Source organism: Deltaproteobacteria bacterium RIFCSPHIGHO2_02_FULL_44_16 (assembly GCA_001798185.1).
Classification (GTDB): Bacteria; UBA10199; UBA10199; order 2-02-FULL-44-16; family 2-02-FULL-44-16; genus 2-02-FULL-44-16.
In genome coordinates this window covers 1-25,860 of record MGRM01000029.1, presented here as the reverse complement: position 1 = coordinate 25,860, position 25,860 = coordinate 1, and the positions used below count along the sequence as shown (strand labels likewise).

Sequence of the window (25,860 nt, the reverse complement as noted above, 5' to 3'; positions counted from 1 at the left end):
CTTATTGAGAGAATAGAGCTGAATGTCAACTTACCAATATACCAATAACTGACAGTTAGTTATTGGTAAGTTGAGAGCAAGATTTATCTCTCCGACACTTTTTGGGTGAGATGTTTGGGAATCAGGCATCGTTCTAAAAGTTCAAAACCGTATTCAGTCAGGATTGCAAGCAAAGCAGATGGAATTGCTCCTTCCATCACCATTGCGGGATTATTTAAATTCAGTCCCGCGACAATCGGCTCTCCAAGCCCTCCAGCGCCAATGAAAGCAGCGAGGGTCGCCGTTCCAATCGTCATCACGGCTGCAGTGCGAATCCCTGCGAGGATGTGCGGCATCGAAAGGGGAAATTCAATATAACGAAGTTGTTGCCATGAACTCAGTCCCATTCCGAGTGAAACTTTTTTCAAAACAGGATCAATGGAGAGAAGCGCAGTTGTGGTGTTGCGAGCAATCGGAAGAAGCGCATAGAGAAAAAGTGCAATGATGGCGGGCTTCACCCCAATTCCAAACAGTGGGATCATAAATGCGAGAAGTGCGATCGAAGGAATCGTCTGCAAAATACTGGTGAAGGTGAGAAGCGGTTGCGCCAGGAAACGAAATCGATACACGAGAATGCCAAGCGGAATCGCAATCACCATGGCAAGAAAGAGGGCAGCAGCGCTCAGCCAAATATGGGTGAAAGTTCTTTGAAGGAGTTCCTGCCATTTTCTCGGGACAAGCAGTGTTCTTTGTTGCTCAAGAAGATCTGCTTCACGCAAGAAATGTTCGGCAGCTTCCGCAAAACTTTTTCCATCAAGTTCAACAAGAGCATTAATGCTTTGCATTTTTTCATCTGAAAGTTTTCCTGTCAGTTCACCTAAAATTTCTTTCGCACGTTTATCAATATTGGGTCGAATGAGAGGGCCAGCAAGGTAAAGTGGAAAAAAGTGACGATCATCTTCCAGAAAAACAAGGTCAAATTTTTTCAGTTTTCCATCTGTGGAATAGGCATCAATGAGATCAACTTTTTTTTGTGCCAGTGCTTGATAAGAGAGGCCATGATCAATGCCAAGGGGCGTTGCTTTGATGCCATAAAGTTTCGCAAGACCTGGCCAACCGTCAAAACGGCGGAGGAAGTCATGACTGAGACCATATCGAAGACCTGGAATCGAGACGAGATCGCTGATGCGTTTCAAATGAAATTTTTTGGCCGTTTCAGTGCGCACAACAAAAGCATAGGTATTGTTAAATCCAAGTGGGTCTAACAACTCGAACCCAAATGTTTCTTTCGTCACCTGTTGTAATGCACGATAGGGGAGTGCATGCGGCCTATTCATCTGTGCCTGAATATTTCCTGAATATTCCGGATAGAGATCGATCTCCCCTGCTTTGAGGGCTTCAAAACAGACCGTTGGACCGCCCAGTCCAAGTTGTCGCTTCACTTCAACGCCACGATCTTCGAGTAGTTGCGCGAACATCTCGCCTAAGATGCGACCTTCGACATCGATGAAAGAGCCGATGACAAGAGGGCGCTCAGTTTGAGCCATCGTATGTGGAGCAAAGAGAAAGAAGAATATGAAGAGAATGATCTTCATGAAAGTTGTGCCTCAAATAATTTTTTGGTGATGCTGCTTTCAGGATTTTTCCGCACTTCTTCTACGGTTCCGTGTTGAATAATACGTCCTTCGTGTAACACGATAATATGTTCCGCAAGTTTCAATGCTTCACGTACATCATGGGTGACGAGAATCGTTGTGGTCTTCAAGGGTTTGAGTCGCAGAAATTCTTTATGCACTTCTTGTTTGGTAATGGCGTCAAGGGCTCCAAAGGCTTCGTCTAAAAGAAGAATGCGTGGATTTAAAAAGAGGGCGCGACAAAAACCAACTCGCTGTTGTTCTCCTCCGGAGAGTTCGTGAGGATAACGTGTCACAAAATGGGATGGGAGTTCTACCAGTGTCATAAGCTCTTCGATTCTTCCATGGAGTGTTCTTTTGTCCCATTGCGTGATTTTCCCAAGCAGGCTGATATTTTCTTTTACCGTCAAGTGAGGAAAGAGCCCGGTTCCCTGGACAACATAGCCGATGCTCCGACGAAGTAAGGTGATATGTTGATAATCGATGGGAGTTCCGAAAAGATGTACTGCTCCCGATGAAGGACGAAGCAGTCCGTTGATGAGTTGTAAAAGCGTTGATTTCCCACTTCCACTCGCGCCGATAATTGCTGTTGTTTCATGATCCGCAAAAAAGATGTGGATATCGTCAAGCGCTGGGAAGGCCGAACGTTCATAGTGTTTCGTTACATGAGAAAAAGAAATATCAACCATGAGAGATGTACCGTTACCTTTACCAATAACTGCCAGTTAGTTATTGGTAAATCATAGAATCAGCATACAATCGCCGTAAGAAAATAAGCGATATCGTTCCTTGATGGCTTCTTCATAACATTCGAGTAAGAATTCACGTTCCACAAAAGCAGAAACCATCATCAGAAGTGTCGATTTGGGTTGATGGAAATTGGTGATCAGTCCATCAATGACCTGAAATTGAAAACCAGGTGTGATAAAAAGCTCAGTACGCTTTGATCCCGCGACGATTTTTTCTCCATCCCAAGCGGATTCCAACGCTCGTACCGTTGTGGTTCCACATGCGATGATGCGACGGTTCATCTGTTTTGCCGTGTTTATTTTTTGCGCTGCGTCTTCAGAGATAAAAACTTCCTCGCCATGCATGCGATGTTCTTCGATCTGTTCCGTCTGCACAGGCCGGAAAGTATCAATTCCAACATGCAAGGTGACAGGAACGATCTCTATTCCTTTTGTGTGCAAGCTCTCCAAAAGAGTATCTGAAAAATGTAAACCTGCGGTAGGAACTGCGGCTGAGCCCTCTTCTTTGGCGTAGATCGTTTGATACCGTTCTCGATCCTCATCGGAATAAGATTCAATCCCTTCACGTTCAATATAAGGAGGAAGAGGAGGAACTCCTCGTCGTTCTATTGCGCGAAGCCGATGGCCTGGTTCAAATGCGAGGAGCAAATAGATATCTTCATGGCCGATGACCGTTGCGTGAGCGGTCATCCCAAAAAATATTTTCTCTCCAGGACGAATACGTTTGGCTTTTTTAGTGAGACATCGCCAAATTTCTTGTGCGCCCCTACAATCCTGTTCCACAAGTAATACTTCCATTTTCTTCTTTCGAATTTCTCCAAAGAGACGAGAGGGGAGAACTTTGGAGTTGTTGATTACAAGAAGCTCTTGTGGCTGAAGAAAATCAGGAAGTTTTTTTATCGTTGAATGTTCCCAGTTTTTTTTTGTGCGATCAATGACCATCATGCGACTGGCATCGCGTTCTTTCAGCGGACGCTGCGCGATCAGCTCTTTTGGATATGTATAATTGAAGTCAGACAATTTCATAAAAACCCATTTCAAAATAGATCAAGATTCGGGTGACACCGGAGCGTGTTCCGGGAGGTCTCCGTCTTTAGCGGAGGGCCGGAACACCGCAGGTGGCAGGACCCGTAACAAATAAGTAACATTTTGAAATGGGTTTTTAATAAGTTTTCATCAATTCAGCATCAGAATAATAAAATTTCAAAATATCACGATAGTTATGTCCTGCTTCAGCCATCCCCTTCGCTCCCCACTGGCACATGCCGACGCCGTGTCCATACCCGCGTCCTGCAAAAACGGCTGCGCCGTTTTCTATGCCAACATTGAACCATGTGCTTCGAATGTTTTGATACCCAAATATTTTTCGAATCTCAGTTGCTGAAATTGTGTGAAGCCGATCTTGATCCGTTATTAAAACCAAACTATTTCGCGGTGAATCTGGGAGTTGTGTTGTCGAAATATCGAGGAGCCCTTTCATCGCATGTCCATTTTTTCGAAGGAGTTGTTCAAAAGCATGTAATGGAATTCGATATTCCCAAGTGAGCTTCGGACTTTTTTCACAAAAATGATCAATGACCGTTGGAGGTCCATGACTGTGTTCCCAAGCATTATGTGCGTGCTCAGTTTGTCCACCGCAGCAACTGTGATAATACGCCATGAGAGGTTTTTTTGCTTTCACGAGAACTTCTCCTGCCGTTGCTTTCACGGCGTTTGCAGATCGTGCATCATCGAGATGTGTGCCGTGATAGACTTGATCATCCACCGTCCCTCGAATATCAAAAAGGCGAGAACTCTGTTTGGTCCGATCGAGCGTTGCAGATGCGTATGTTCGTGCTGCAACCGCTTGCGCTTTGATCGATTCTAAAGGCCAGCTCGAAGAGATTTCACTATTGATAATGCCGACGAGATAAGACTCCAAAGGAAGTTCATTGATGACCATGAATGTTTTTTCCGATGCAGAAGCAATCAAAAGCGTTCCATGAAAGGTGCGATGTGCAATCGTAAAGGTGGAGAGGGGATGGGTGATCTTCAGAAATCCTGATGTCAGGAGTTTCGAATCAAGCCGAAAACGATTTTGTCCCTCTGCAATAAGGTGAAGTTGAGTTTTTTTGAACGTGCGTGTTTTTTCCTTGTCATCTGTGACCACAAAACCAGGACTTGAGCTTTGCAGGATGATCTCTGTCATCTGATCCAACACTTGGACTCGAATTGAAGGAGGGGTGGAGGGAAAAACGTCAGAGGAGAAAAAGGTCAACCCGCTAGCCAAAAGAGCGGAAAACATAACAGTTTTAAGGAGTTGAAATCGCATTTCTTTTTTTCGTCGAAAGATTTGACAACTCTCTCTTGCGGTGACCGATAACCCCGTTATAGAAAAGGACGATGATAACTTTGGGAACAATGAAGAAAAACTTACTGCGCCTTTCGGTTCCGGTCAAGGTTCTCTTCTTTGCCGGGGCTGCGTATGCAGCGGTATGGTGTCTGCGCCTTCTGGTTGTTCTTTTTGGCGCCGATCTCACGCAAACGTTCTTGGGGTTTGAGCTGCACATTTGGTTTGGAATTGCTTCACTGTTGGCAGTGGCGATTGCCACCACATCTGGAAGTTATTTCTTTTTTGATCGTCCTGTTCGTCAACTTTTCGAAACCATTCGCTTGGAAAAAGGAGAATCTTCCGATTCTTTTTCTGCAGAAGAAGAGTTCACTGAGCTACACCGAGAGCTGCAATCTCTGTTGCAGCATAAAGAACATGTCCTTTCTCATACGAATGCGCATTTAGAGAACGTCATTAAAGATATGGCTATGCTCTATGCGATCGGCCAGCAGGTGAATAGTGTTGTGGATCTGGATGATCTCTACACCATGATTACGCAAACTCTGAAACAATCTTTGGAAATCGAAGAATTTGCGGTCATGGTCTTTGATGAAAAGAAAGAGGAGCTGCATGTTCGCGCTGCGTATGGCTTTACCGATGATGAAGCCGTGCTTCGAACTATTTTTCATGAAGATGAAGGTATTTCAGGTCTTGCTGCAAAATCAGGGAGAAAAATTTATATTCGGGATACTCGAGAAGAGACGCGATTTCTTCATTATAAGGGAAAGCAACTCTCTCGCAGTCTTTCATTTCTTTCTCTTCCTCTCATCTATAAGAAAAATGTTTTGGGTGTCATCAATTTTGGTCGTGCGCAAACGAGCGCATTCACCGCTGCGGATGTCAAAATGCTTTCACTTGTGGCGAATCAAGTTGCGCTTGCTCTTGCGAATGCACAGCTTTACACCAAAACCAGAGAGCTTTCGATCAAGGATGAGTTAACGGGTCTTGCGAATCGCCGATATTTTCAACAGATGATTCAAGTGGAATGGAAGCGGGCAGTGCGTTTCCGTCGTGACCTCTCTGTTCTGATGATTGATGTCGATTACTTTAAAAAATATAATGATACTCATGGTCATCTCGAAGGAGATAAACTGCTTCGTGCGCTGGGAGCGGTCTTTCGAAATAATTTACGCGAAGTGGATACGGCCGCACGTTTTGGAGGAGAAGAATTTATTTTGTTGTTGCCGGATACCGATAAACGAGGCGCCATTGTGGTCGGAGAAAAGATGCGACGATTGATTGAAGAACAGTCGCGAGGCGATCGGACGCTCTTTCAAGGATCCATTTCCATTTCGGTCGGGATTGCGACTTTTCCCGATGATGTCGCAGAAATTGATGATCTCATTGATCATGCAGATATTGCTCTCTATCGAGCCAAGGAAGAAGGACGTAACCGAGTTGTCTGTTATGCGCTCCCGAAACCGACGATTGCCTCAGAAGCAGAACCTGTGATTTCGCCCTCAGGAGAGAAACGAGAGAAGAAAAAATTTCTTTCAACGATTCAGTAACGTCATTACTTTTTTCATATCTTCCCACACAAATTTTTTCATGTCGGGATTTCGCAGAAGAAAGGCTGGATGGTAGGTCGGCATCACTTTGATTCCATCCCATGTCTGCCACTGACCTCGAATCTGACTTATTTTTTGCTCGGTTTGCAAAAGACCGCGTGCCGCCACACTGCCAAGGCAGACAATCACTTTGGGATCAATGATTTCAATTTGACGTCGGAGATGGGGAAGGCAGTCCTGCATTTCATCATCGCTGGGAGTGCGATTGTTGGGAGGTCTACATTTTGCCACATTCGCAATAAAGACATTCTTACGCTCAAAACCCATCGCTTCAATAATTTTGTTGAGAAGTTTCCCTGCTCTTCCGACAAAAGGTTCGCCCTGTCGGTCTTCATCATACCCCGGAGCTTCACCGACAAACATGAGCTCAGCGTCTGGGTTCCCAACTCCAAAAACAACTCGGCTTCGTCCTTTGCAGAGTCTGCATTTGGCGCAGGCGCTTATTTCCTGAGAAAAGCTTTCCAGAAGACTTTGTTTTTCTGTTGATGAAAGAGATTCTTTTTTTTGAGCTATTTTTTTCATGATCGGAATTTCAGTAATTCCCATGGCTCGCTGATGTTCAAGGTAGGAATGAACTTCATGTAATATTTTTTCTTTGGACATGGCGGCTTTGCTTGCCTTTACTCGTTGTTCACTTATATAGAGAAGTTATGTTTTTTGTCATGATGATTCTTTGGTTTCTTCTTTTTTCCCCTTCAGAGGCCTATGCGTGGGGTCCAGGAACACACGTCGAAATGGCCATGCGCATTCTTGCGGATGCGACGTTCGTCGTTCCCTTTATTGCAAGGTTGATTCAACAATTTCCTGAGGATTTTATTTATGGTGTGACCAGTCCTGATATTATTGTCGGCAAAAAATATGCTGGATATCATCACCACTGTCACAACTGGCGGATGGGAAAACTCATTCTCTCTGAAGCACAAACCGATCGGCAACGCGCGGCGAGTTATGGTTATCTGGTTCACCTTGCGATGGATGTGGTTGCGCACAATTACTATGTCCCTTTCAAAATAGTGCGCAGTTATCCCACACGACTTCTCTCCCACACCTATTGGGAAATGCGCTTTGATCTGAAAGTTCCAGATGAAGCCTGGGCACAACTTGCAAAAATTCCAGTCCATTCTATTGACGAATTTGATCAGCTTCTGGAGCGAGTTCTTCGGAAGACGCTTTTTTCTTTTTCCACGAACAAGCGTATTTTTAATACGATTCTCATCATTCAAAAGATGAGAAGCACTCGTGAGACGTTAAAACTTTACGCCATGCAATCACAATGGGAGCTTGAAGAGGAAAACCGTCAACGATATCTGGATCTCACATGGAACAGTGTCAGAGGATTTTTGTCTGACCCTGAGCATGCCCCTTGTTTGCAGGTGGATCCAGCGGGACTGAAGCGCCTTGCCTATGCAAAAAATTTACGTCACCGAATTCGTGGCATGCTCGATCGAGGGATTCTGACGACAGAGCAAGCTGAAACACTTGTGGGACTTTGTCGTGAGCGACTGGAGAAACAACTCTTTGCTCCAGAAGAGCCTTTACCCGATGTGATTGATGTTCTTTAACAAAGTGATGTCATTCCCGTGAAAGCGGGAATCCCAGTGATTCCATGAGATCCCTGCTTTCGCAGGGATGACGTTGCATTGTTTTGAAAAGTCTCTCGTAAGGAAACTCATGTTCACATTTTTTACAGAACTTCTGAAAAAAGATGTCGTTGATCGATATGGCCGTTTTCTCGGTCATCCTTATGACTTCTTTGCAGATCTAAGTGGGTCTTATCCCAAACTTACAGCTTTAGTCGTTACTGTGGGGATCGTACAAAAAAATTTTTTTACGATCCCTTGGAGTCAATTCACTTTTTCTGAAGAACAATTTCGTCTCAAAGGCGCTTTAGATTCTTTTGGTGCGCAGAAAAAATATCAGCAAGAAGGGGTTCCGACACTTCGTCAAAGTATTCTCGATCAACAAGTTGTCGATACGTATAACCGAAAAGTTGTGCGCGTGAATGATATTCATTTATTGTCTGTAGGAGGTGAGCTTCGACTTGCTCACGTCGATGTTGGCATGCGGGGACTGGTGAGAAGACTGGGGTGGGAGAAAACCATCGATGCCATCGTTCGTCTTTTCAATCGTCATGCCTCCTATTTGATTCTCAACGGATTTATTGCCTGGAAATATGTTCAGCCTCTTTCCATTCGTGATGCTGCAGGAAGGGTCAAACTCAATGTGGATCAGGAGTCACTTCGTCATATTCCCCCTTCGGATATTTCTGAGATGCTCATGGAGCTTGATCCTCATCAGCGATCAGCTCTGCTCCGCACGCTCGATGTTGCGCGTCAGGTCGATATTTTGACAGAGCTCGACTTGAAATGGCAACGCGATCTGATCGAAGATTTTGATACCAAGGCAGCCGTTGCACTTTTTGAACGCATGCCTGCTGATGAAGCGACCGATCTTCTCCAGGCTCTTTCAAAACGGGATGTCGCTCGTATTATGGGTGAACTTTCGATCCGAAAAGCGAGGGAGATTTCGGGGCTTCTGAAGCATGAAACTGATTCAGCAGGTGGACTCATGACAACAGAATATTTTGTTCTTACCCCTTCCATGAAAGTAGGGGAGGCCATTGAATTGATGCGTCAAGGAGGAAAACAGGTTGAAACGATTCAAAGCACTTATGTTGTCGATGAAGGGAAAAAACTGGTGGGGGTTGTGACGATGCGCATGCTTCTTTTGGCTCCCCTTGAAATGAATATCGAAGACTTGATGCTTCGTTCCCCTCCAGCGCTTCGCATCAACGACACCATGAAGGATGTTGCGCAAACATTTGATAAATATAATCTTTTTGTAGCTCCTGTTATTAACGATCAAGAAATTCTTGAAGGGATTATTACCGTCGACGACGTTTTTTCGATCGTTATTGAAGAGTTATGGGGAGAGAGGTCATCGATTTCATGAAGCGCATCTGGAAAAATCTCGCCCTTTTTTTTGCGGTCCTGGGTCCGGGAATTATCACGGCGAATGTCGATAATGATGCTGGTGGTATTGCGACCTATTCGATTGCGGGCGCTCATTTTGGCTATGCGTTTCTCTGGTCGGTGGTCCCGATTATTGTGCTCCTAGTCGTTATTCAAGAAATGAGCGCTCGGATGGGAGCAGTGACCGGCAAGGGACTCGCTGATCTCATACGTGAACATTTCGGAGTGAAGATTACGTTTTACGTGATGCTTGCGCTTTTGGTGACGAACATTGCAAACACCATGGCGGAATTTGCAGGTGTTGCTGCCGCGCTTCAACTTTTTCATGTTCCCGCGTTTATTTCTGTTCCTCTTTCAGCTCTCTTTGTCTGGTTGCTTGTCGTCAAAGGAAATTATCATTCGGTTGAAAAAGTTTTTCTCATTGCCTGTCTCTTTTATGGGACGTATATTATTTCTGGTTTTATGGCAGCTCCTGATTGGCAAGAGGTTGGACAGGCAGCTTTACAACCACATCTCCAATTTAACTTTTCCTATCTTTATATGCTCATTGGTGTGGTCGGAACGACGATTGCTCCGTGGATGCAATTTTATATGCAGGCTTCTGTGGTGGAAAAAGGGATCGATGTGCAGACCTATCGACTCTGTCGGTGGGATATTTGGGTCGGATGCATTATGGCAGGACTTGTTGTCTTTTTTATTATGGTGGTCTGCGGCGCTGTTCTTTATCCAGCAGGGATACGAGTCGAAACTGCATCTGATGCTGCACTTGCTTTAGAACCACTTGCAGGAAAATATTGTTCGTGGCTTTTTGCCTTTGGGCTTTTCAATGCTTCTCTCTTTGCAGCATCGGTGTTGCCGCTCACGACAGCTTATTATGTGTGTGAAGGGTTAGGGTTTGAAGCAGGGATCAACAAAACATTTCGTGAAGCTCCGCACTTCTACGGCCTTTTCACGGCGATCCTCGTCATCGGCGCGCTTGTGGTTCTCATTCCAAACTTCCCACTTTTTTTCATCATGGTTTTCTCTCAAGTGCTCAACGGTATTCTTCTTCCGTTCATTCTCATCTTCATGCTCATTCTCATTAATCGAAAAGAGATTATGGGAGAATTCACCAACAGTCGTTTGGGAAATTTTATCTGCTGGTTTACCGTCATCGCTCTTATCGTTCTGACGGTAGTGATGCTCTTCATGCTTTTCTAAAATATTCGGTAAAAAAGTTTACGCAACTATTTTTCACTTTCGACGAAGTATAAAGAGAAAAGGTGAAACGAGATGAATTCAGCAGGTGATACAGGTACTCGATTAAGATCTCGAATCTGCGCTTCTCTTAGCGATCGAACTCTCATCGCTCGATGTGAAGAAGATGCAAAAGCGTGCGGGAATCCAGAACGGACTTTTTCGGAACAAGAATGTGTCACAGCAGTTCGCGATTACATTTTGAAAGTTCCGTCGACCTTTTTTCCTCCTACATTGGCTCGGAAACTTTTTTTCACAGGAGGAAGCAAGCTTGGGAATCATACTTATGTTGGAACACCACTGACACACCTCTGTAGAGAGCAGATACACATTAGTTTCCATGGAGAAACTGGAATAGAAATCAAAGAGCTTGGGTTAAGTAAAAGCGTTACTATTTATAGGAGTGGTCAGACAATGTTTTGGCCACAAACAGACAGTGGACGTCTGGTTGATCACAACGGCGATGGAACTCAAAATGGTGAAGATACGGGTGAGTTGAGTGGTTATGAATATGTTCGTACGCTCATCGAACGTGCTGAATCTTATTTTCATGACCCCTTTCTCTATTTTGTTTGTCGGATGGAGAGGGAGGAAAATGAAGAAGTAGCAAGAGAATGGCTTGGCCATCTTCAAAATTCATCAGATCCAAAAGAGAGAACTCTCTCTTTTATAAGATCAATTTCGGGTCGTTATCCACATACATTGCTTCCTAAGGCTCTTTACGATGTTTACATTGATTTTTTGAGATACATAGGAATCGTTGCAAACGATCTTTTTCTAACACCAGAAGATCGAGCTACAGTTTTAAGTGCTGTATCTGTGACCCTTTTGGATTATGCCGGTGCACTACATGGGATAAGCATCCACAAGCATGCTGTTATTAGTATTCGGGGGATTTCCAATCCACAGAAGAGATTGGAAGCTGCAAGAGCACTTTTGGATGCTACGATTGAAAAGAAGTGGAAGTATAAGCACGAAGATGATCCGGAAAGATATCGTGGAGATGTGCTTCGATGGTCAGCCTATCACTTTGAAGAAACAGGTTTTTTTGACCAGGCGACACGAATATATCAAGCGGCGATTGAAGAAAGCGGAAAGGTCTCCGATAGCAACGACCAAGCTCTTTTATTTGATTATGCGGTAAAAAGCATTGCCCGTTCTCCTATAAGTGATGTTCAAGCTTTTGAACTTTTTCGTTATGGACTTTCATGGATTAATCGACAGTTTGGAGATTCAAATCGTTTGATACAACGACGTCCTTTCCTCAAGAAAATTCAATACGGAATATTGATTCGTGCATGGAAAAATGAAAAAGAATTTCTTGCATGTAGTGAAGTATGGTTAAATCAAGTCTTAACACTTCCTGCAGGGCTCATTGAGTCAGATTTAGTCGATGTGGCAAAGATAATTCGTGCGAGAAGCATTACTAATATTGATCACAAAGCCGAAACAATCACTATACCCGTAGAAACATTTTCTGCGCTGGTCCAAAAACTCGTTATGCAAAAAATACCTGATAGCCCAAAACGAAAACGGATTGTGAAAGCTTTTGGATGGTAAGTGTAGCGCTTTGACCATCATCCAACTTCTTATAGTGCATCTTCAACAATCGAAAAAATCATGGGTGAGTTTACCAATGGACGGATTGGGACATCGCCTCCTGGTTCACTGCCATTTTGCCGATTGTTCTGACCATCCTGATGTTTGTACGATTAACTCAAATGAACGACATTGATACGGGTCGATTTGTTCGGGATATCGGTTTTACTCCACGAGAATCAGATGAATCGTGTTATGCGGATCCCGTTTCTCGGCTCGGAATTTTCCCCACATTAGAAGGAAGTCCGAAGAACTCTTTTTCTCCACAACGCGTACAAGATTTTTTCGATGGTTTTGGAATTACAGGATCGCATCTTCAGAAACAGCTTAAAAATTGTGGCCTCACACCGAAGCAAAGACGTGATGTTGAAGCTCTCCAAGCAAAGAAAAAGAAGAAGGCAAAAACTTAACAGAAACGCAGTTAAATGGAACGCATTCTTGCAATGCTTCTTCCAGGTTGGTAGGGAGCTGAAACATGTTTCGCTCCCTTTTCTGCCTCAGTCTCCTGCTCTGCTTTTCAGTTCCACTTTTTGCTTCGGAATCGCTTACTTTAAATACTGATGAAGTAGTTCGACTCGTTCTCGAAAAGAATTTTGCGATTAAGCGTACAGAACTTCAGACAAAGATCGCAGAAGAAAATCTGCGCGAGACAAAAAGTCTTTTTGATACAAATCTTTCAGCAGAAGCATTTCACAATGTCGATACATCTGCGCGCGCTTCGACTTTTTTTGGAGATCGAACAGACACAACAGCATGGGATGTGAGTCTCACACGAAAGATTCCTACGGGCACGACAACAGAACTCTCCTTCACCAATCAACGTCAAAAAACTTTTGGTGCGGCAGCGATTGGTGGAGTTCCTATTATTTCCACTACTCCTCTTTATGAACCGACTCTCTCTTTTTCCGTGACACAGTCGCTGGTGCAAAATGCCCTTGGGCTCGATGATCGTCGCCAGGTGGAAATGGCAAAGCGAGCGTATGAATCGGCTGATTTCCACACCAAACATGCGGTGCAGCAGGTGATCTTTCGATCGCTTGTCAATTTCTGGAATCTTTTTTTTGCACAGCAACATTATGACGCGCTCGCAGAATCGGTAAAAGCTTCGAGTTCTTTTTTTTCCACCACACGAGAAAAGCGAAAGCTTGGAACAGCGCAGTCAACAGATGTTCTCTCATCTGAGGCAATCTTTCTCCGACGTGAAGGGGAACTTCTTTCTGCCGAACGTGAAAGAGCCCGTTTTGAAGAAGCACTTCGTGCTGATCTCGAGATTGGTCCTGATGTCGTGCTTCATCTTCAAGATGGTCCTCAAAAGCTCTTACCGCCCGACAAAGAGTTCAATGATCTTCTGAAAGATGCGTTTGAGCATCGAAATGATTATCTCGCTGCTAGAAAAGATTTGGAACACTCTGAAGTGAAGCTCAAAATGGAAAACTTAAGTCGATGGCCAAGACTTGATCTCACAGGAACCCTCGCGCTCAATGAAATCGATCCCTCTTACTCTTCTGCAGTGCAGAGTATGGATCATACGAATTGGACCGTAGGCGTAAGCCTACAGCTCCCTCTTGAAAACCGTGCAGCACGAGCAGGAGCAAGACGCGCAAAGGCGGAAGTCGCCAGAGCTCTTTTTGCGATGAAAGATTTGGAACTCGGCATTGAAAATGGTGTAACGCGTGCTTATAAGGACGTCAGCTCCCATCAAGAGGTAGTCATGAAGCTCACGCGTGCGCAAGAACTGGAGCGTGCAAAACTTCGCGCGGAGTTTCATAAATATACTCAAGGTCGATCCTCTGCGGAGATGATCATTCGTTTTCAAGATGATCTCCTTGAAGCGGAGCGACGAGCCATTGAAGCGAGGCGTCGTTATATCGAATCGGTCTATACGCTTCAACTTGCAGAAGGAACATTCCCGTGAAACTTGCTGAATTTTCGGTACGAAATTCGTTGCTGGTCAATTCCATCTCTGTTTTTCTCGTGGTGAGTGGACTGCTTGCCCTCTTTCGCATTGAACGGGAAGCGTTTCCCAACTTCTCCTTTGACATTATTATTGTCAGCACTCCCTATAAAGGAGCTCCTCCTGAAGTGATCGAGAAAAGGATCACGATTCCTCTTGAGAAGGAACTCAAAGAAGTTGATGACATTAAAAAGCTCTATTCAGTTTCGGTGGAAGGACTTTCCGAAATTATTTTGGAAATTGAACCTGACGCTCCCGATAAAACCAAAGTTTATAATGATATTCAAAAGGCAGTCGATGCCGCAGACGACCTTCCGGTTGATCTGGATGCAGATCCAAAAGTTTTAGAACTCAAAACACGCGATACGCCACTGGTTTCGGTATCTCTTTCTGGTGATCTTCCTGAGACGACACTTCGTGAAATCGCCAGGAATCTTGAAACTGAAATGCTCGATCTTTCAGGTGTATCGACGGTTTATCGCGATGGTATGCGCGATCGTGAAATTTGGGTTGAACTCAATCCTCAAAAAATGGCGTCACATCACATTGCCCTTTCTCAGGTGATGCAGGTTCTCGCCAATCGTAACATCAATATCGCAGGAGGACTTTATAAGGGAGAAGAGGGGGAATTGATCCTCCGCACATCGGGCGAACTCGAAACCGCTGAAGAAATTCGGCATGTCATTCTTCGCGTGAATGAAGAAGGATATGGCGTGACAGTGAATGATGTTGCCAATGTCAAAGAGAGCTTTGAAGAAGAACGCATCATCCAGAAAACCGATGGCGAGCGTTCGATCAATCTCATGATCATCAAGAAAGACAAGGCCGATGCGATTCGACTCAAAGAAGAACTCACAACACTCGTTGAAAATTTCAAGGAGCGAAATAATCCAGAACTTGAAATCTCCTTTATTGATGACATCTCGTATTACATCAAGCGTCGATTAAATGTGCTTGTTTCAAATGGATGGATTGGACTCATTTTCGTCATGATTCCCATGGTCCTTTTTCTTTCCGGAAGAATTGCGATTGGTGCGCTCGCTGGTATGGCTGTAGCGCTTCTTTCAGCGATCGCCGCCATGAACTTCTTTGGGATCAGTATCAATCTTATTTCCATGTTTGGACTCATCATGGTTATCGGCATGCTTGTCGATGAAGATCTCGTTGTTGCGGATAACATCTCGCGTTACTTAGAAGAGGGGAAGTCGCATATCGACGCCGCAATTCTCGGAACCTCTGAAGTCATGAGCGGTATTCTCTCCACGGTGCTCACGACGATTATTGCATTTGTGCCGCTTCTTTTCATGAGTGGGATTTTTGGAAAATTTATCAGTGATATTCCAAAAGTCGTCATCATCACGCTTCTCGCTTCTCTTGTGGAAGCGTTCATTATTCTTCCCTCACACATTTCTGATTTGAGTCGCCCCACGAAAAGGGGACGGGTGTCATCGTTCGAAAAAAAGAGGCAGCATCACTACTTTGACCGGCTGCGCAACGCTTACATAAAATCTCTCCAGTTTTCTCTCAAACACCCGATCTGGACCACCGGTATTTCGTTCGGGACCATCATTGGCGCGATTCTGGTGGCAGTTTTTGGTCTGAAGTTTGTTCTCTTTCCCGCCAAAGGAATTGAAGCCTTTTTTATCCGCGCTGCTGCTCCCATGGGAACCTCTCTTGAAAGAATGGAAGATCTCATGCGACCTTTAGAAGAGCTCGCGATGAGTCTTGCCAAAAATGAACTCGATCATGTGGTCACAAAGATTGGCATTACTCAATTTGAACCAGGTGATCCCTTCACGGAACGAGGATCACATCTTGGACAGTTAGGCGTTTATCTGATGCCTGAAACCAAAAGAGATCGGGATGCAGACCAAATTATGCAAGCACTCCGAGAAAAGGTGCAAAACCCGAGTGCACTTGGATTTGAGCGCGTCAATTTTGATGCGGTACCACCAGGTCCACCTGTGGGAAAACCTGTTGCGGTGAGGATCCGCGGAGATGATTTCACGTCACTTGAGCCGCATGCGGAACTTTTCAAAAAGGAACTGACGACCATCGATGGGGTGCACGATATTCGAGATGACTACGAACCAGGGAAGGGAGAACTCCGTATTGTGGTCGATGAAAAACGTGCGCTGCAAGCAGGGCTTTCGTATCAAGACATTGCTTCCACCGTACGCCAAGCATTTCAAGGGATGACAGCCACGACCATCCGAAAAACAGATGACGAAATCGATGTGGTGGTAAAACTCCCTGAAGAAAAACGCCACGATCTTGCAGCCATTGAGTCTCTTTTAATTCTGAATAAAACTGGAGATCTGATTCATCTCTCAGATGTGGCGAAACTTGAGAAAGTGGCTGGCGTAAGTCTCATCAAACATTTTGATCGCAAACGTGTGGTGACGGTAACAGCGAATATTGACGACGAAAAAATCACCTCACAAGAAGTGAATCGGCAATTGAAAAAGAAATTTGGAACGATATCCCATGAACATCAGGGCGTCACTTTTACGTATGGTGGAGAGGATGAAGATACGCAGGAATCGATGCAGAGTCTTTTCCGCGCTTTGTTTGCGGCGATGCTCATGATTTTTATTGTGCTCCTTGTGACTTTCGGAAACTTTTTGCAGACCTTTATCATTATGCTCGCGGTTCCCTTTGGTCTTGTGGGAGTTGTCATCGGTTTTGGACTTGCAGGTGAGCCGATCGGCTTTCTCGCTTTCTTAGGGATCATAGGGTTAACGGGAATTGTGGTGGATGGTGGGACCCTCATTTTTCTTTTCATCAATCGCCTCAGAAAAGAGGGGGGCGATCTCAAAGAGATGATCATCAAAGGATGTGAAGTCCGATTTCGCTCTGTCCTTCTGACCACGATGACAACTGTGTTTGGTGTCATCCCGGCTGCGTATGGCATCGGCGGAAGCGATCCCTTCATTCAACCGATGGCACTGGCCCTCAACTGGGGCATCGGTGTCTCGATCTTTTTTACGCTCTATACACTCCCGTGTCTCTATTATGTTGCGGATAAAGTAACCGTAAAGATGAGAGCCAAACTCCCGTGGAAGTTGAATGGGAAAAGATAAAAGATGATGAAGAAGAAAAGTTCACAATTGATATCACCGGAATCACAAATCCTTTTGTATCAAACAGAAGATGGGGAAACTCGGCTTGAGGTACGGCTCCAAAAAGATACCGTTTGGCTCTCACTCAATCAAATAGCTGATCTCTTTCAAAGAGATAAATCGGTAATCTCTAAGCACATCAAAAATATATTTGAAGAAAGTGAACTCTCTCCGGATTCAACTGTTGCAAATTTTGCAACAGTTCAAAATGAAGGAAATCGGCAAGTCATGCGCGATATCGAGGCCTATAATCTCGATGTCATTATATCCGTGGGTTACAGAGTCCACTCTCACCGAGGTACCCAGTTTCGCATCTGGGCTACGCAGCGATTACGCGAATACATGATTAAAGGTTTTACTCTGGATGATGAGCGTCTGAAACAATCCGGAGGTGGCAACTACTTTGATGAATTATTGGAACGAATTCGCGATATCCGTTCATCGGAAAAAGTCTTCTGGCGAAAAGTTTTAGATATCTATGCTACGAGTATTGATTACGACCCTGATACCGAAATTTCACAAAAGTTTTTTGCCACGATTCAAAACAAAATGCATTGGGCAGTGCATGGACAGACAGCTGCAGAAATTATTTCAGAACGTGCTGATGCTTCAAAGCCTTATATGGGACTCACGAGTTGGACCGGAACAAAACCTCGAAAGTCAGATGTTTCTATTGCTAAAAATTATCTTCACGAAAAGGAGTTGACGCTTCTTAACAGGATTGTCACTGCCTATCTTGAATTTGCTGAACTTCAGGCTGTTCGGCAAAAAGCCATGTATATGAGAGATTGGATTGTAAAGCTCGATGACTTCTTACGTATAGGAGAGCATGACATTTTGAACCATGCTGGAAAAATCAGTCATGAAGTCGCGGTTGCTAAAGCAGAAACGGAATTTGAAAGCTATCGCAAGAAAGCACTGAATGAACCGAGTCCGGTAGAAAAAGATTTTGAAAAGGCCGTCAGTAAAATTGAGCGACAGAGAATAAAAGTACTTGCGAAAAAGAAAGGTAAAAAAATATGAAGAATTTATTGTTGATATGGGGGATTTTTTGTCATCAGCGTGCACTGAAAAAACAATTTATGTCGGCACCAAACTTACTGGGAATGATTTTCTCTGTAAATCAAACAAGTTAGTGAGTGGAGGTTTTTGGAATGATATAACATCTAAGAAAATAGAGCAAAAAGGTTACACAAATACAGAATCGCAAACGACAACTTGGAGGATTAAAATTAAAGATGATTTGGCTCATATCACAAGATATTCAGGAGCTTCTCAAACGATCGAGGATCCTCAAGTTTTTCAATTAGAAAAAACTCCAATTAAAGATGGACTACTTTTAGTATCATTGCGTAACGCGGGTGTATCACCTGAAGTTATTACGATTGATCCCGAAAATGGCTCTTTTGTTTACTCAACCCAACACGTGAATCCATTTTATAACAGAACAAATGTATTTTATGGCGAATGTTATCCGTATCAATAAAAGACCCATTTAATACTTTCTCAACGTTCAGTTACGAATCAACTCAAATGCTTTGCGAGTAGCATCAAAGCGGTCAGAAAATTCAAGTCGTTCTTCTCTCATTTTTTCCATCAGTCATTCAGAAAAAATTTTATTCATCAGAGTACTTCAGTGTTGTTGGTGCTGTTAAGAGAAAGTCTTCTATCGTCATGCCCGTGATGTTCTGTGTTTGAAATGGCGTATCACAAATGACCATCAGTTTTGATTTTGGAAATATTTTTGAAAACCAGGAAAAATCAAGTGGACCAGCTCTCCCTCGCTTTACTTCAATCAAGTGATGGTCCGGCGTTACAAAATCGATTTCATGTTCTTTGGAAGCCCAAAATCCGAGTGCTTCCGGATTTTCAACGTTCGCTAAAATAGCGCGCCGCCAGAGTTCCTGTGCAACAAGCCACTCAAGAAATATCCCTTGGAGGTCCGGAGAGAGCGCTTCATATTCGTGAATGTGTCGAAGCCCCGCAGGATGAAGGGCCGAAACAGCAGCCAGATTCACAAAATGAAACTTGCACGGTTTTCTGAGTGAAAGGGTTTTTGTATTGTGATCCCACGGCCACGATGGCAGCACGGTGAGAAGATCCGAGAGTTGCTCAATATAGCCGCTTGCAACCGTGTTATTCGCAAGTCCCCCTTCGCGTGCAAGCTTCGCATAGCCAACGGATTTTCCTCCATAGCGCATGATGACATGCAGAAGCTGTGTAAGAGCTAAACGACTTCGGCCCGAAGCAACTATTTCGCCTAAAATCCAATCACGCATAAGCTGAATAAAATATTCGGGTAACCTTTCAAATTGAAAGATGTCATTACACGCAATAGGCGAGCCCCCGGCCAAAAGATAGGCGATCCATGTTTTTTCTCCCAATTCTTTTCCGGTGACATGCTTAAACTCTCGATAGGAAATCGGAAGAAAAATATATTCACTTTGTTTGAGTTTTCCTTTTCTGCCAGGAAGACGCTCTGATCCACGGCGAAGATCTGTTGCCTTGGAACCTGTCGTAATAATAAGGACGTCTCGAAAGAGTCCTTGATCGATGAGTCGCTTCACAATTTTTTCCCATGCCGGAACTGCGGTGATTTCATCGATAAAGAGACGTTTGATTTTTGCATGGGGATGATACGCATGGGAAAGAGCGATCATTTCCTGGGCAAGGTCTTCTGCAGATGCAAGCTCATCGCCATTTAAATAAAATGCTGAGGCCTTTCCATGATCTTGAATGGACCACCGAAGCTGCATGTCAAGCCATGTGCTTTTTCCATATTGACGCGGGCCGCGAATGAGAATCAACCCCGGTTCTAAAGGCAACTCATCGAGTCCAAATTCAAAACGAAATTGAGCAGCCTTGGATTCCATTTCTACAATCCGCGGCCACATGTCTTCACGGTCGACTTGACCTTCTGCCAAAAGCCTGTTCAGTGTCTTAACGTCCATAACGTTAACATATCTAACGTTTAGAACGTTAGCAATAACTTTCTTTTATTTCACCACTTCTGCCTTTGACCATAATCTCCGAGTGAAGAGGGGAAAGGATTTTAGTGAAGTTTTCTGAATCAGAAAAATTCCTGCGAAAATTGTCAGAGCCCCGATGATTTCCGTAGGACGCAGACTATTTCCAAACATCAGTTTGTCGACCGCAATCGACACAAGTGGTGAGAGATAGGTAACGCCGGCGGCTCGAACTGATCCCCAATTTTTGAGAAGACGAAAATAAAGAATCCAGGCAAGAGCGGTGGAGAAAAAAGAGAGATAGAGCATGGCAAGGACTGCTTCCCAGGATGTCATCACATGCGAGAAGCTTGGCCAGTCTTCATAAAGAAAAGAAACGCAAACAAGAAGGATCGCGCTGATTCCTTGTTGATGACAAATACTTCCATGAAAATGTTTTTCTGTTTGATTTCGCAAGAGTTGTCGATTCATCACATTCCCAATGCCGTAGCAAAATGACATTATGGTAATTGCCATAATGCCAAAAAGTTCCTGATGATCTCCCTGAAAACGGACATGCGGGCCGTAGATGAGAAACATGCCGCTGATGCCGCACATAAGACCTAAGACCTTTTGGATTGTGAAACCTTCATCCTGTCGTAAAAACATCATGGCAAAAAAGAAGGTCCAAAGAGGGGCTGTACTATTAATAATGGCCGTAAGCCCCGGAGCGACAAATCGTTGTCCCCAAAAAAGAAAAAGAAGGGGGACGCCTTGCAGAAAGAGACCAGCAATCCAGTTTTTCCGTCGCTTCTCTTTGGCAAGTGTTAGCGGAATATGCTGTACGCGTGCTATTAAAAATAAAAAGAAAAACGACAGACTCACCCGAAGTGCTGCTCCAAAAAACGGGGGAAAATCGGCAAGAATAATTTTAATCGCAGGATAGGAGAGCCCCCAAAATGTACCGACGAGAAGAAAAGAGAGAAAATTCATTCGAGAGAAACAGGGCAGGGTTTATGCATCTTCGTTATACGAGTGAATTTTTCCACAGGTGTGCGGCTCTCTGGAATCCCCAAGCTTTCAAACATCTGTTCAAACATCTCTGCGAGCTCTCCTTTAAGTTTGGCCTTTGTAGCTTCAGGAAGTGACCACAACTCTTTCTTGAAAGAGGCGAAGCCTTTTTTGCGTGTTTTGTAATAAAACTGTTCGTTCGTCCAATCTGTTTTTCGCTCATCCGCACAATTTTTTTCAAGCCATTGATAGATATTCTTTTTGAGCATGTCTGGAAATGCACTTGAATCATAAACAAGATTTTGAAATGCAGTTGCCAGATGAATTTCAAGAGTTTGACGTCGTGGGAAATTGTCGAACGCTGATTGTGGAAGCGTTGAAGCCCCGTGTTGGACGACACCACCTACGCGAAATTGTTCGCGTGCGGCTTTTCCGAGTTCTTCCAGTGTATCGAAATCAATTTTCACTTTTGCAATTGATCCATCGGGAAGAACGACTCCACCATGCGTTGTGCCGCTCTGGACTGAAACTTTGCTCATACCTGTCGGTTCACGACCAAGCGAAAGAGCTCCATTATAACCTTCCATAAAAGCAGTGAGTTCTTCGACGGTAGAATTTTTTGTTCCTACTTCTCCAATTTCACCACCGACAGAAACCGTGATCCCTTCTGGTTCAACGGTTCGAATAAATTTTGTGAGCTGTGCCGTGATTTCGAAGTTTGTTCGTTGTTGTTCCAGAAGACTTGGCCTGCTTAAATCCACGGTCGTGGAGGCATCCACATCAATATTATAAAAACCGGCATTGATTGCGTCGCGTATCACTGCCTTTAATCCTTCAATTTCTTTTTCAGGACTCTCTTTATATTTTTTCGCGTTGACTTGAAAATGATCCCCTTGAACAAAGACAGGACCTTTATAGTTTTCCTTGAGAGCCGCGGCTAAAATACACGACGCATATTCTGATGGGGTTTGCATGGTGTACGTGATTTCACTTTTAGCAATTTCAAAAACACAAGCAGCCCCCTTCATTTTTTGAAGGGTTTGGAAAAGAGTGCGAGCCGTATCATACGTCAGAGTGCGAATATTAATAGCGGGAACAGTTCGGTCTGTCCAATGATCGGTCGCGCGCGCAATATAAAAATCGTGGATCGAGGAGGCAGGAGATCCAAGACTCTGCGATGCTTCCCAGATGATCCAACGTGCTAGTTCTTTGACGTTTTCATTTTCGGCAAAGACGACATTCCAGATGAGTTGATCGACAAAGGTATTTCGAAAACGAGTTTCATGTTCGATGATAAATTTTTGATCGCGAATGGTGAAAAGACCAGCGCCCGCTGTTTTTATCTCTTCAGGTGTTTTCCAGGTATTCATTTTTTTCTCCTTCGGTCATGTTTTTAATTTTTCCAAAGCATTTTTGATACGCTGCATTCCTTCTTCAATATTTTCTTCAGAGGTCGCATACGAAAAACGGAGATACCCCGGAGTGCCAAACGCTTCTCCAGGCATCACGGCGACATGCGCTTCTGTAAGGAGATATTCTGCGAGGTCGTGAGCGCTGTCAATGTTTCCATTGGAATTTTTTTGCTGAAGGTACGCCGTTACATTCGGAAAAAGATAAAAAGCTCCTTCAGGAGAAAAACAAGTTATTTCAGGTATTTGTTTGAGATGCGCGAGCATCACATTTCTTCGGTGTTCAAAAATGTCCCGCATTTTTTTGACCGATTCCTGAGAACCCACAAGCGCTTCGACGCATCCTACCTGCACAAACGAGGTAATATTAGTGGTTTGCTGACTTTGAAGATCATCCATTTTTTCGATAATACTTTTTGGTCCCGCAGCATATCCCATGCGCCATCCGGTCATGGCATACGTTTTCGAAACGCCATGAATGAGAATTGATCTCTCTTTCATCGCAGGATGCAGCGAAAGAGGAGAAACATGTTTCTCATGACCGTAAACGAGATGTTCATAAATTTCATCAGAGACAAGCATGAGATTATTTTCAAGGATAAGATCGACAAGAGGTTGGAGCTCTTCTTGATGATAGACGCTTCCCGTCGGATTGCAGGGAGAGTTGAGGACCAGCATGCGTGTTTTTGAAGTGATCGCTTTTTTCAATTGGCTCGCCGTTAAAAGAAAGCGATTTTTTTCCTCTGTCATCACGATTCGTGAATGTGCGCCACACAATTGAATTTGTTCTGTATAAGAGACCCAGTAAGGAGCAGGGATGATTACCTCGTCTCCGGGATTGAGCGTTGTCATGAACGCGTTATAGAGAGCGTGTTTCGCGCCGCATGTGACGATAATTTCCTCAGGTGTATAGTCAAGCTGATGGTTTTGTTTGAGAGTCGTGATGATGGCGCGTTTGAGTTCTGGAATTCCACTGACCGCTGTATATTTTGTTTTTCCTTCATCGAGCGCTTTTTTGGCGGCTTCTTTAATATGAGAAGGAGTGTCAAAATCGGGTTCACCAACTGAAAAAGAGATGATGTGGTGTCCCTGCGCTGCCAAGGCTTTTGCACGTGCCGCCATTGCGAGTGTTGCCGAAGGTGCAAGTTGGCGTACGCGATCAGAGAGATAAGGCGTAAAAGGTTTCATCGACACAATTTTTCTCGCAGCCGTTTTTCGACGACAGGATGAATCATTTCTCCACCACTTCCACCAAAGGCAATAATCTCTTTAATAATGGAAGAACTTAAGTGAGCATATTTTCCTTCGGTCATCATAAAGATCGTTTCAATTTCGGGAGAGAGCGTTTTATTTGCAAGCGCCATTTGGGATTCGTATTCGTAATCACTCATATTGCGAATACCGCGAAGCAGGGTTGTCACCCTTTTCTGCTTAACGTATTCAGCTAAGAGCCCGTGAAAGGATTCAACGATAACGCGATCCGTCTCTTTAAAAATTTCTTTGAGCAGGGTTACACGTTCTTCAGGAGTAAACGTTGTTTTTTTGGTGGTGTTGGTCGCAACCGCAATAATAATGCGATCAAAAAGTTTTAACCCCCGCTCGATAATATTGATGTGTCCATACGTTGGAGGATCAAAACTTCCCGTACAGATTGCAATGCGTTCCATAGTGGTTTGGTTTCTATCGCTGTGACTTCATTTTGTCGAGGAGTGAATAAATATTATCGACAGCATCTTGAAATTGAAGTATTGAAGTAAAGGAATGAAATGACTAATCTGCAATTCCATGGCCGTGCAGGTACTCTTCTTGGACTGTACCTCAAAAATATTGCCCTCTCGATTCTGACACTGGGGGTATATACATTTTGGGGAAAAGTTGCGGTTCGAAAATATCTTTATCGTCAATCCGATCTTGCTGGCGACCGCTTTGAATATCATGGCAGAGGTATTGAGATCTTCATTGGATTTCTCAAGCTGGTCGTCATTGCCCTTCCATCTGTGGCGCTCCTTTTTTATGCCGAACTGTATTGGAACCTAATTTGGAACATAATAGCGCTCAATATCATTGCCATTCTTGTTTTTTATCTTAGTATTTTATTTGTGATGCCATTAGCACTCTTTGGCTCTAAGCGTTATCGCTTAAGCCGTTCTTCGTGGAGGGGGATTCGATTTCATTTCTCCGGGAGTTTGGCGGAATGTTATAAACGATTTTTCTGTGGTGCGATTTTATCTGTGCTGACACTTGGGTTTTATCTACCCTATTTCTCCGTCCGGATGCAGGAATATTGGATCAATCACACTAAGCTCGGCTCTGTCTCTTTTCAATATAACGGAAAAGGAGGAGAGTTCTTTCGCGAGGTGAGAATTTTTTATATTCTTATTTTTGTACTTCTCTTGATGTTGGTGGGCCCTACTTTTCTTCCACTGTCGTTGTCTGGAGTTCCATCGGAGCTGCGATGGGTTTCTATTGTACTCTCTCCTCTCCTCATATCGACCTTGGACGGCATGTCGTCTGCACTTCCATCAGAGCTGCAATGGCTTTCTCCTGTACTCTCTCTTCTCCTCATATTGATCTTGTACGGCATTGTGATTGCATGTGTTTTTGTATTTCGTGCCCGTAAACACCGCTATCATTGGGGGCACATTCATTTCGCTGGTGTCCATTTCCAGTCAAGTGTCACGGGATGGCAACTTTTTCGTCAAGCGATGCTCTTTGGCATGGTTGTCGCAATCACGTTGGGACTGATGTATCCTTGGACAGTAGTTGAAAAATTGCGCTTCTATTTTCGACGGGTTGCATTGAGCGGGAAACTCGATGAAGCGCAGATACGACAAGCTGCAGAACAAACCCAAGGAGCAGTTGGAGACAACCTCGCTGGTTTTTTTGACCTCGATTTTGGCATCTCTTAAGGGCCTTCGACGTGAATCCACATCAAGAATGGAGCTGATGCTCAAAGCCATGGCGATGGTGACCATCTTTGAGAAATTAGCGAAAGAAGAACCAAACATTCCCACAAGCTTCATGTTCTTTTCTAGAGGCAGTATTTTATGTGATTTGAAAGTATCTGCAGAAGGAACCCAACTATGATTAATGCCAGACTAAGTCCGAGATAACATTCATAAGAAGTATAACGTTCATAGAATTTTTTCATTTTTTTTAACATTCTCTTCATCTTCTAATTCCCACTGGTATGGGCATTGCGTGTTCATGGGATCATGTTTCATTCCTATTAGTGGTGGTAGTCCCTTTATGATAAGGGCACCTCTAAAAACCTATTTGTTTCTTTCTTGATAGAACGAGATGCATAAAAA

General features: G+C 44.0%; 21 protein-coding genes. 11 read left to right on the top strand and 10 right to left on the bottom strand.

What is annotated here, in order from left to right:
- Positions 1-83: 83 nt before the first annotated feature.
- The 4 genes from A3C46_00390 to A3C46_00375 form a co-directional block, all read right to left on the bottom strand.
- Positions 84-1,526 carry a hypothetical protein gene (locus A3C46_00390; GenBank protein OGQ21315.1) on the bottom strand — a complete coding sequence of 481 codons (1,443 nt, stop codon included), beginning with the start codon at positions 1,524-1,526 and terminating at the stop codon, positions 84-86.
- A 44-nt stretch (positions 1,527-1,570) separates the two neighbouring features.
- Complete coding sequence (locus tag A3C46_00385) at positions 1,571-2,302, bottom strand: hypothetical protein (GenBank protein ID OGQ21298.1); 732 nt, start codon at positions 2,300-2,302, stop codon at positions 1,571-1,573.
- Positions 2,303-2,353: 51 nt separating this feature from the next.
- Complete coding sequence (locus A3C46_00380) at positions 2,354-3,388, bottom strand: tRNA preQ1(34) S-adenosylmethionine ribosyltransferase-isomerase QueA (GenBank protein ID OGQ21297.1); 1,035 nt, start codon at positions 3,386-3,388, stop codon at positions 2,354-2,356.
- Between the two features lie 136 nt (positions 3,389-3,524).
- Entirely contained in the window at positions 3,525-4,673 is a 1,149-nt protein-coding gene (locus A3C46_00375; protein OGQ21296.1) for a hypothetical protein, read from the bottom strand.
- 71 nt (positions 4,674-4,744) lie between these two features.
- On the opposite strand from A3C46_00375, the gene A3C46_00370 reads away from it, so the two are divergent.
- Positions 4,745-6,241 carry a hypothetical protein gene (locus A3C46_00370; protein OGQ21295.1) on the top strand — a complete coding sequence of 499 codons (1,497 nt, stop codon included), beginning with the start codon at positions 4,745-4,747 and terminating at the stop codon, positions 6,239-6,241.
- Here A3C46_00370 and A3C46_00365 read toward each other — a convergent pair.
- Positions 6,227-6,904: a uracil-DNA glycosylase gene (locus tag A3C46_00365; protein ID OGQ21294.1), complete on the bottom strand. Its 678-nt coding sequence runs from the start codon at positions 6,902-6,904 to the stop codon at positions 6,227-6,229. The genes A3C46_00370 and A3C46_00365 overlap by 15 nt on opposite strands.
- 47 nt (positions 6,905-6,951) lie before the next feature.
- On the opposite strand from A3C46_00365, the gene A3C46_00360 reads away from it, so the two are divergent.
- The 9 genes from A3C46_00360 (at position 6,952) to A3C46_00320 (ending at position 18,670) form a co-directional block, all read left to right on the top strand.
- Positions 6,952-7,863 carry a hypothetical protein gene (locus A3C46_00360; protein OGQ21293.1) on the top strand — a complete coding sequence of 304 codons (912 nt, stop codon included), beginning with the start codon at positions 6,952-6,954 and terminating at the stop codon, positions 7,861-7,863.
- 109 nt (positions 7,864-7,972) lie between these two features.
- Positions 7,973-9,253 carry a hypothetical protein gene (locus A3C46_00355; protein OGQ21292.1) on the top strand — a complete coding sequence of 427 codons (1,281 nt, stop codon included), beginning with the start codon at positions 7,973-7,975 and terminating at the stop codon, positions 9,251-9,253.
- On the top strand, positions 9,250-10,473 hold the full coding sequence (locus A3C46_00350; protein OGQ21314.1) for an Mn transporter: 1,224 nt from the start codon (positions 9,250-9,252) through the stop codon (positions 10,471-10,473). Before A3C46_00355 ends, A3C46_00350 begins: the two co-directional genes overlap by 4 nt.
- A gap of 72 nt (positions 10,474-10,545) precedes the next feature.
- Positions 10,546-12,069 carry a hypothetical protein gene (locus tag A3C46_00345; protein ID OGQ21291.1) on the top strand — a complete coding sequence of 508 codons (1,524 nt, stop codon included), beginning with the start codon at positions 10,546-10,548 and terminating at the stop codon, positions 12,067-12,069.
- 116 nt (positions 12,070-12,185) lie between these two features.
- Positions 12,186-12,518 (top strand): hypothetical protein, encoded by a 333-nt coding sequence (locus A3C46_00340; GenBank protein OGQ21290.1) that lies wholly within the window; start codon positions 12,186-12,188, stop codon positions 12,516-12,518.
- Positions 12,519-12,583: 65 nt separating this feature from the next.
- The gene (locus tag A3C46_00335; protein OGQ21289.1) at positions 12,584-14,023 is read left to right on the top strand and encodes a hypothetical protein; all 1,440 of its coding nucleotides are present in this window, start codon (positions 12,584-12,586) and stop codon (positions 14,021-14,023) included.
- Positions 14,020-17,145: a hypothetical protein gene (locus A3C46_00330; GenBank protein OGQ21288.1), complete on the top strand. Its 3,126-nt coding sequence runs from the start codon at positions 14,020-14,022 to the stop codon at positions 17,143-17,145. The genes A3C46_00335 and A3C46_00330 overlap by 4 nt, the downstream gene beginning before the upstream one ends.
- A gap of 6 nt (positions 17,146-17,151) precedes the next feature.
- Entirely contained in the window at positions 17,152-18,207 is a 1,056-nt protein-coding gene (locus tag A3C46_00325) for a cell filamentation protein Fic (GenBank protein OGQ21313.1), read from the top strand.
- Positions 18,179-18,670: a hypothetical protein gene (locus A3C46_00320; GenBank protein ID OGQ21287.1), complete on the top strand. Its 492-nt coding sequence runs from the start codon at positions 18,179-18,181 to the stop codon at positions 18,668-18,670. Before A3C46_00325 ends, A3C46_00320 begins: the two co-directional genes overlap by 29 nt.
- A 130-nt stretch (positions 18,671-18,800) precedes the next feature.
- On the opposite strand, the gene A3C46_00315 is transcribed toward A3C46_00320, so the two are convergent.
- The 5 genes from A3C46_00315 to A3C46_00295 are packed head-to-tail and all read right to left on the bottom strand — an operon-like array spanning position 18,801 to position 24,216.
- Positions 18,801-20,135, bottom strand: a complete 1,335-nt coding sequence (locus A3C46_00315) for a hypothetical protein (protein OGQ21286.1) — start codon at positions 20,133-20,135, stop codon at positions 18,801-18,803.
- Between the two features lie 45 nt (positions 20,136-20,180).
- Positions 20,181-21,122: a hypothetical protein gene (locus A3C46_00310; protein ID OGQ21285.1), complete on the bottom strand. Its 942-nt coding sequence runs from the start codon at positions 21,120-21,122 to the stop codon at positions 20,181-20,183.
- Positions 21,119-22,510: an aldolase gene (locus A3C46_00305; protein OGQ21284.1), complete on the bottom strand. Its 1,392-nt coding sequence runs from the start codon at positions 22,508-22,510 to the stop codon at positions 21,119-21,121. Before A3C46_00305 ends, A3C46_00310 begins: the two co-directional genes overlap by 4 nt.
- A 15-nt stretch (positions 22,511-22,525) precedes the next feature.
- Positions 22,526-23,737, bottom strand: coding sequence for an aspartate aminotransferase (locus A3C46_00300; GenBank protein ID OGQ21283.1), 1,212 nt, complete (start codon positions 23,735-23,737; stop codon positions 22,526-22,528).
- Positions 23,734-24,216, bottom strand: coding sequence for a pantetheine-phosphate adenylyltransferase (locus A3C46_00295; GenBank protein OGQ21282.1), 483 nt, complete (start codon positions 24,214-24,216; stop codon positions 23,734-23,736). Before A3C46_00295 ends, A3C46_00300 begins: the two co-directional genes overlap by 4 nt.
- 99 nt (positions 24,217-24,315) lie before the next feature.
- Here A3C46_00295 and A3C46_00290 point away from each other — a divergent pair, with 99 nt between their 5' ends.
- Entirely contained in the window at positions 24,316-25,458 is a 1,143-nt protein-coding gene (locus A3C46_00290) for a hypothetical protein (protein ID OGQ21281.1), read from the top strand.
- The last annotated feature ends 402 nt before the right edge of the window (positions 25,459-25,860 follow it).

Bases quoted from the DNA above. Each gene is read 5' to 3' on its own strand.
- A3C46_00390 (OGQ21315.1), bottom strand. From the start codon at position 1,526: ATGGCTCAAACTGAGCGCCCTCTTGTCATCGGCTCTTTCATCGATGTC.
- A3C46_00370 (OGQ21295.1), top strand. From the start codon at position 4,745: ATGATAACTTTGGGAACAATGAAGAAAAACTTACTGCGCCTTTCGGTT.
- A3C46_00335 (OGQ21289.1), top strand. From the start codon at position 12,584: ATGTTTCGCTCCCTTTTCTGCCTCAGTCTCCTGCTCTGCTTTTCAGTT.
- A3C46_00310 (OGQ21285.1), bottom strand. From the start codon at position 21,122: ATGAATTTTCTCTCTTTTCTTCTCGTCGGTACATTTTGGGGGCTCTCC.
- A3C46_00385 (OGQ21298.1), bottom strand. From the start codon at position 2,302: ATGGTTGATATTTCTTTTTCTCATGTAACGAAACACTATGAACGTTCG.
- A3C46_00300 (OGQ21283.1), bottom strand. From the start codon at position 23,737: ATGAAACCTTTTACGCCTTATCTCTCTGATCGCGTACGCCAACTTGCA.
- A3C46_00375 (OGQ21296.1), bottom strand. From the start codon at position 4,673: ATGCGATTTCAACTCCTTAAAACTGTTATGTTTTCCGCTCTTTTGGCT.
- A3C46_00315 (OGQ21286.1), bottom strand. From the start codon at position 20,135: ATGGACGTTAAGACACTGAACAGGCTTTTGGCAGAAGGTCAAGTCGAC.
- A3C46_00295 (OGQ21282.1), bottom strand. From the start codon at position 24,216: ATGGAACGCATTGCAATCTGTACGGGAAGTTTTGATCCTCCAACGTAT.
- A3C46_00290 (OGQ21281.1), top strand. From the start codon at position 24,316: ATGACTAATCTGCAATTCCATGGCCGTGCAGGTACTCTTCTTGGACTG.
- A3C46_00365 (OGQ21294.1), bottom strand. From the start codon at position 6,904: ATGTCCAAAGAAAAAATATTACATGAAGTTCATTCCTACCTTGAACAT.
- A3C46_00360 (OGQ21293.1), top strand. From the start codon at position 6,952: ATGTTTTTTGTCATGATGATTCTTTGGTTTCTTCTTTTTTCCCCTTCA.
- A3C46_00380 (OGQ21297.1), bottom strand. From the start codon at position 3,388: ATGAAATTGTCTGACTTCAATTATACATATCCAAAAGAGCTGATCGCG.
- A3C46_00355 (OGQ21292.1), top strand. From the start codon at position 7,973: ATGTTCACATTTTTTACAGAACTTCTGAAAAAAGATGTCGTTGATCGA.
- A3C46_00325 (OGQ21313.1), top strand. From the start codon at position 17,152: ATGAAGAAGAAAAGTTCACAATTGATATCACCGGAATCACAAATCCTT.
- A3C46_00305 (OGQ21284.1), bottom strand. From the start codon at position 22,510: ATGAATACCTGGAAAACACCTGAAGAGATAAAAACAGCGGGCGCTGGT.
- A3C46_00345 (OGQ21291.1), top strand. From the start codon at position 10,546: ATGAATTCAGCAGGTGATACAGGTACTCGATTAAGATCTCGAATCTGC.
- A3C46_00350 (OGQ21314.1), top strand. From the start codon at position 9,250: ATGAAGCGCATCTGGAAAAATCTCGCCCTTTTTTTTGCGGTCCTGGGT.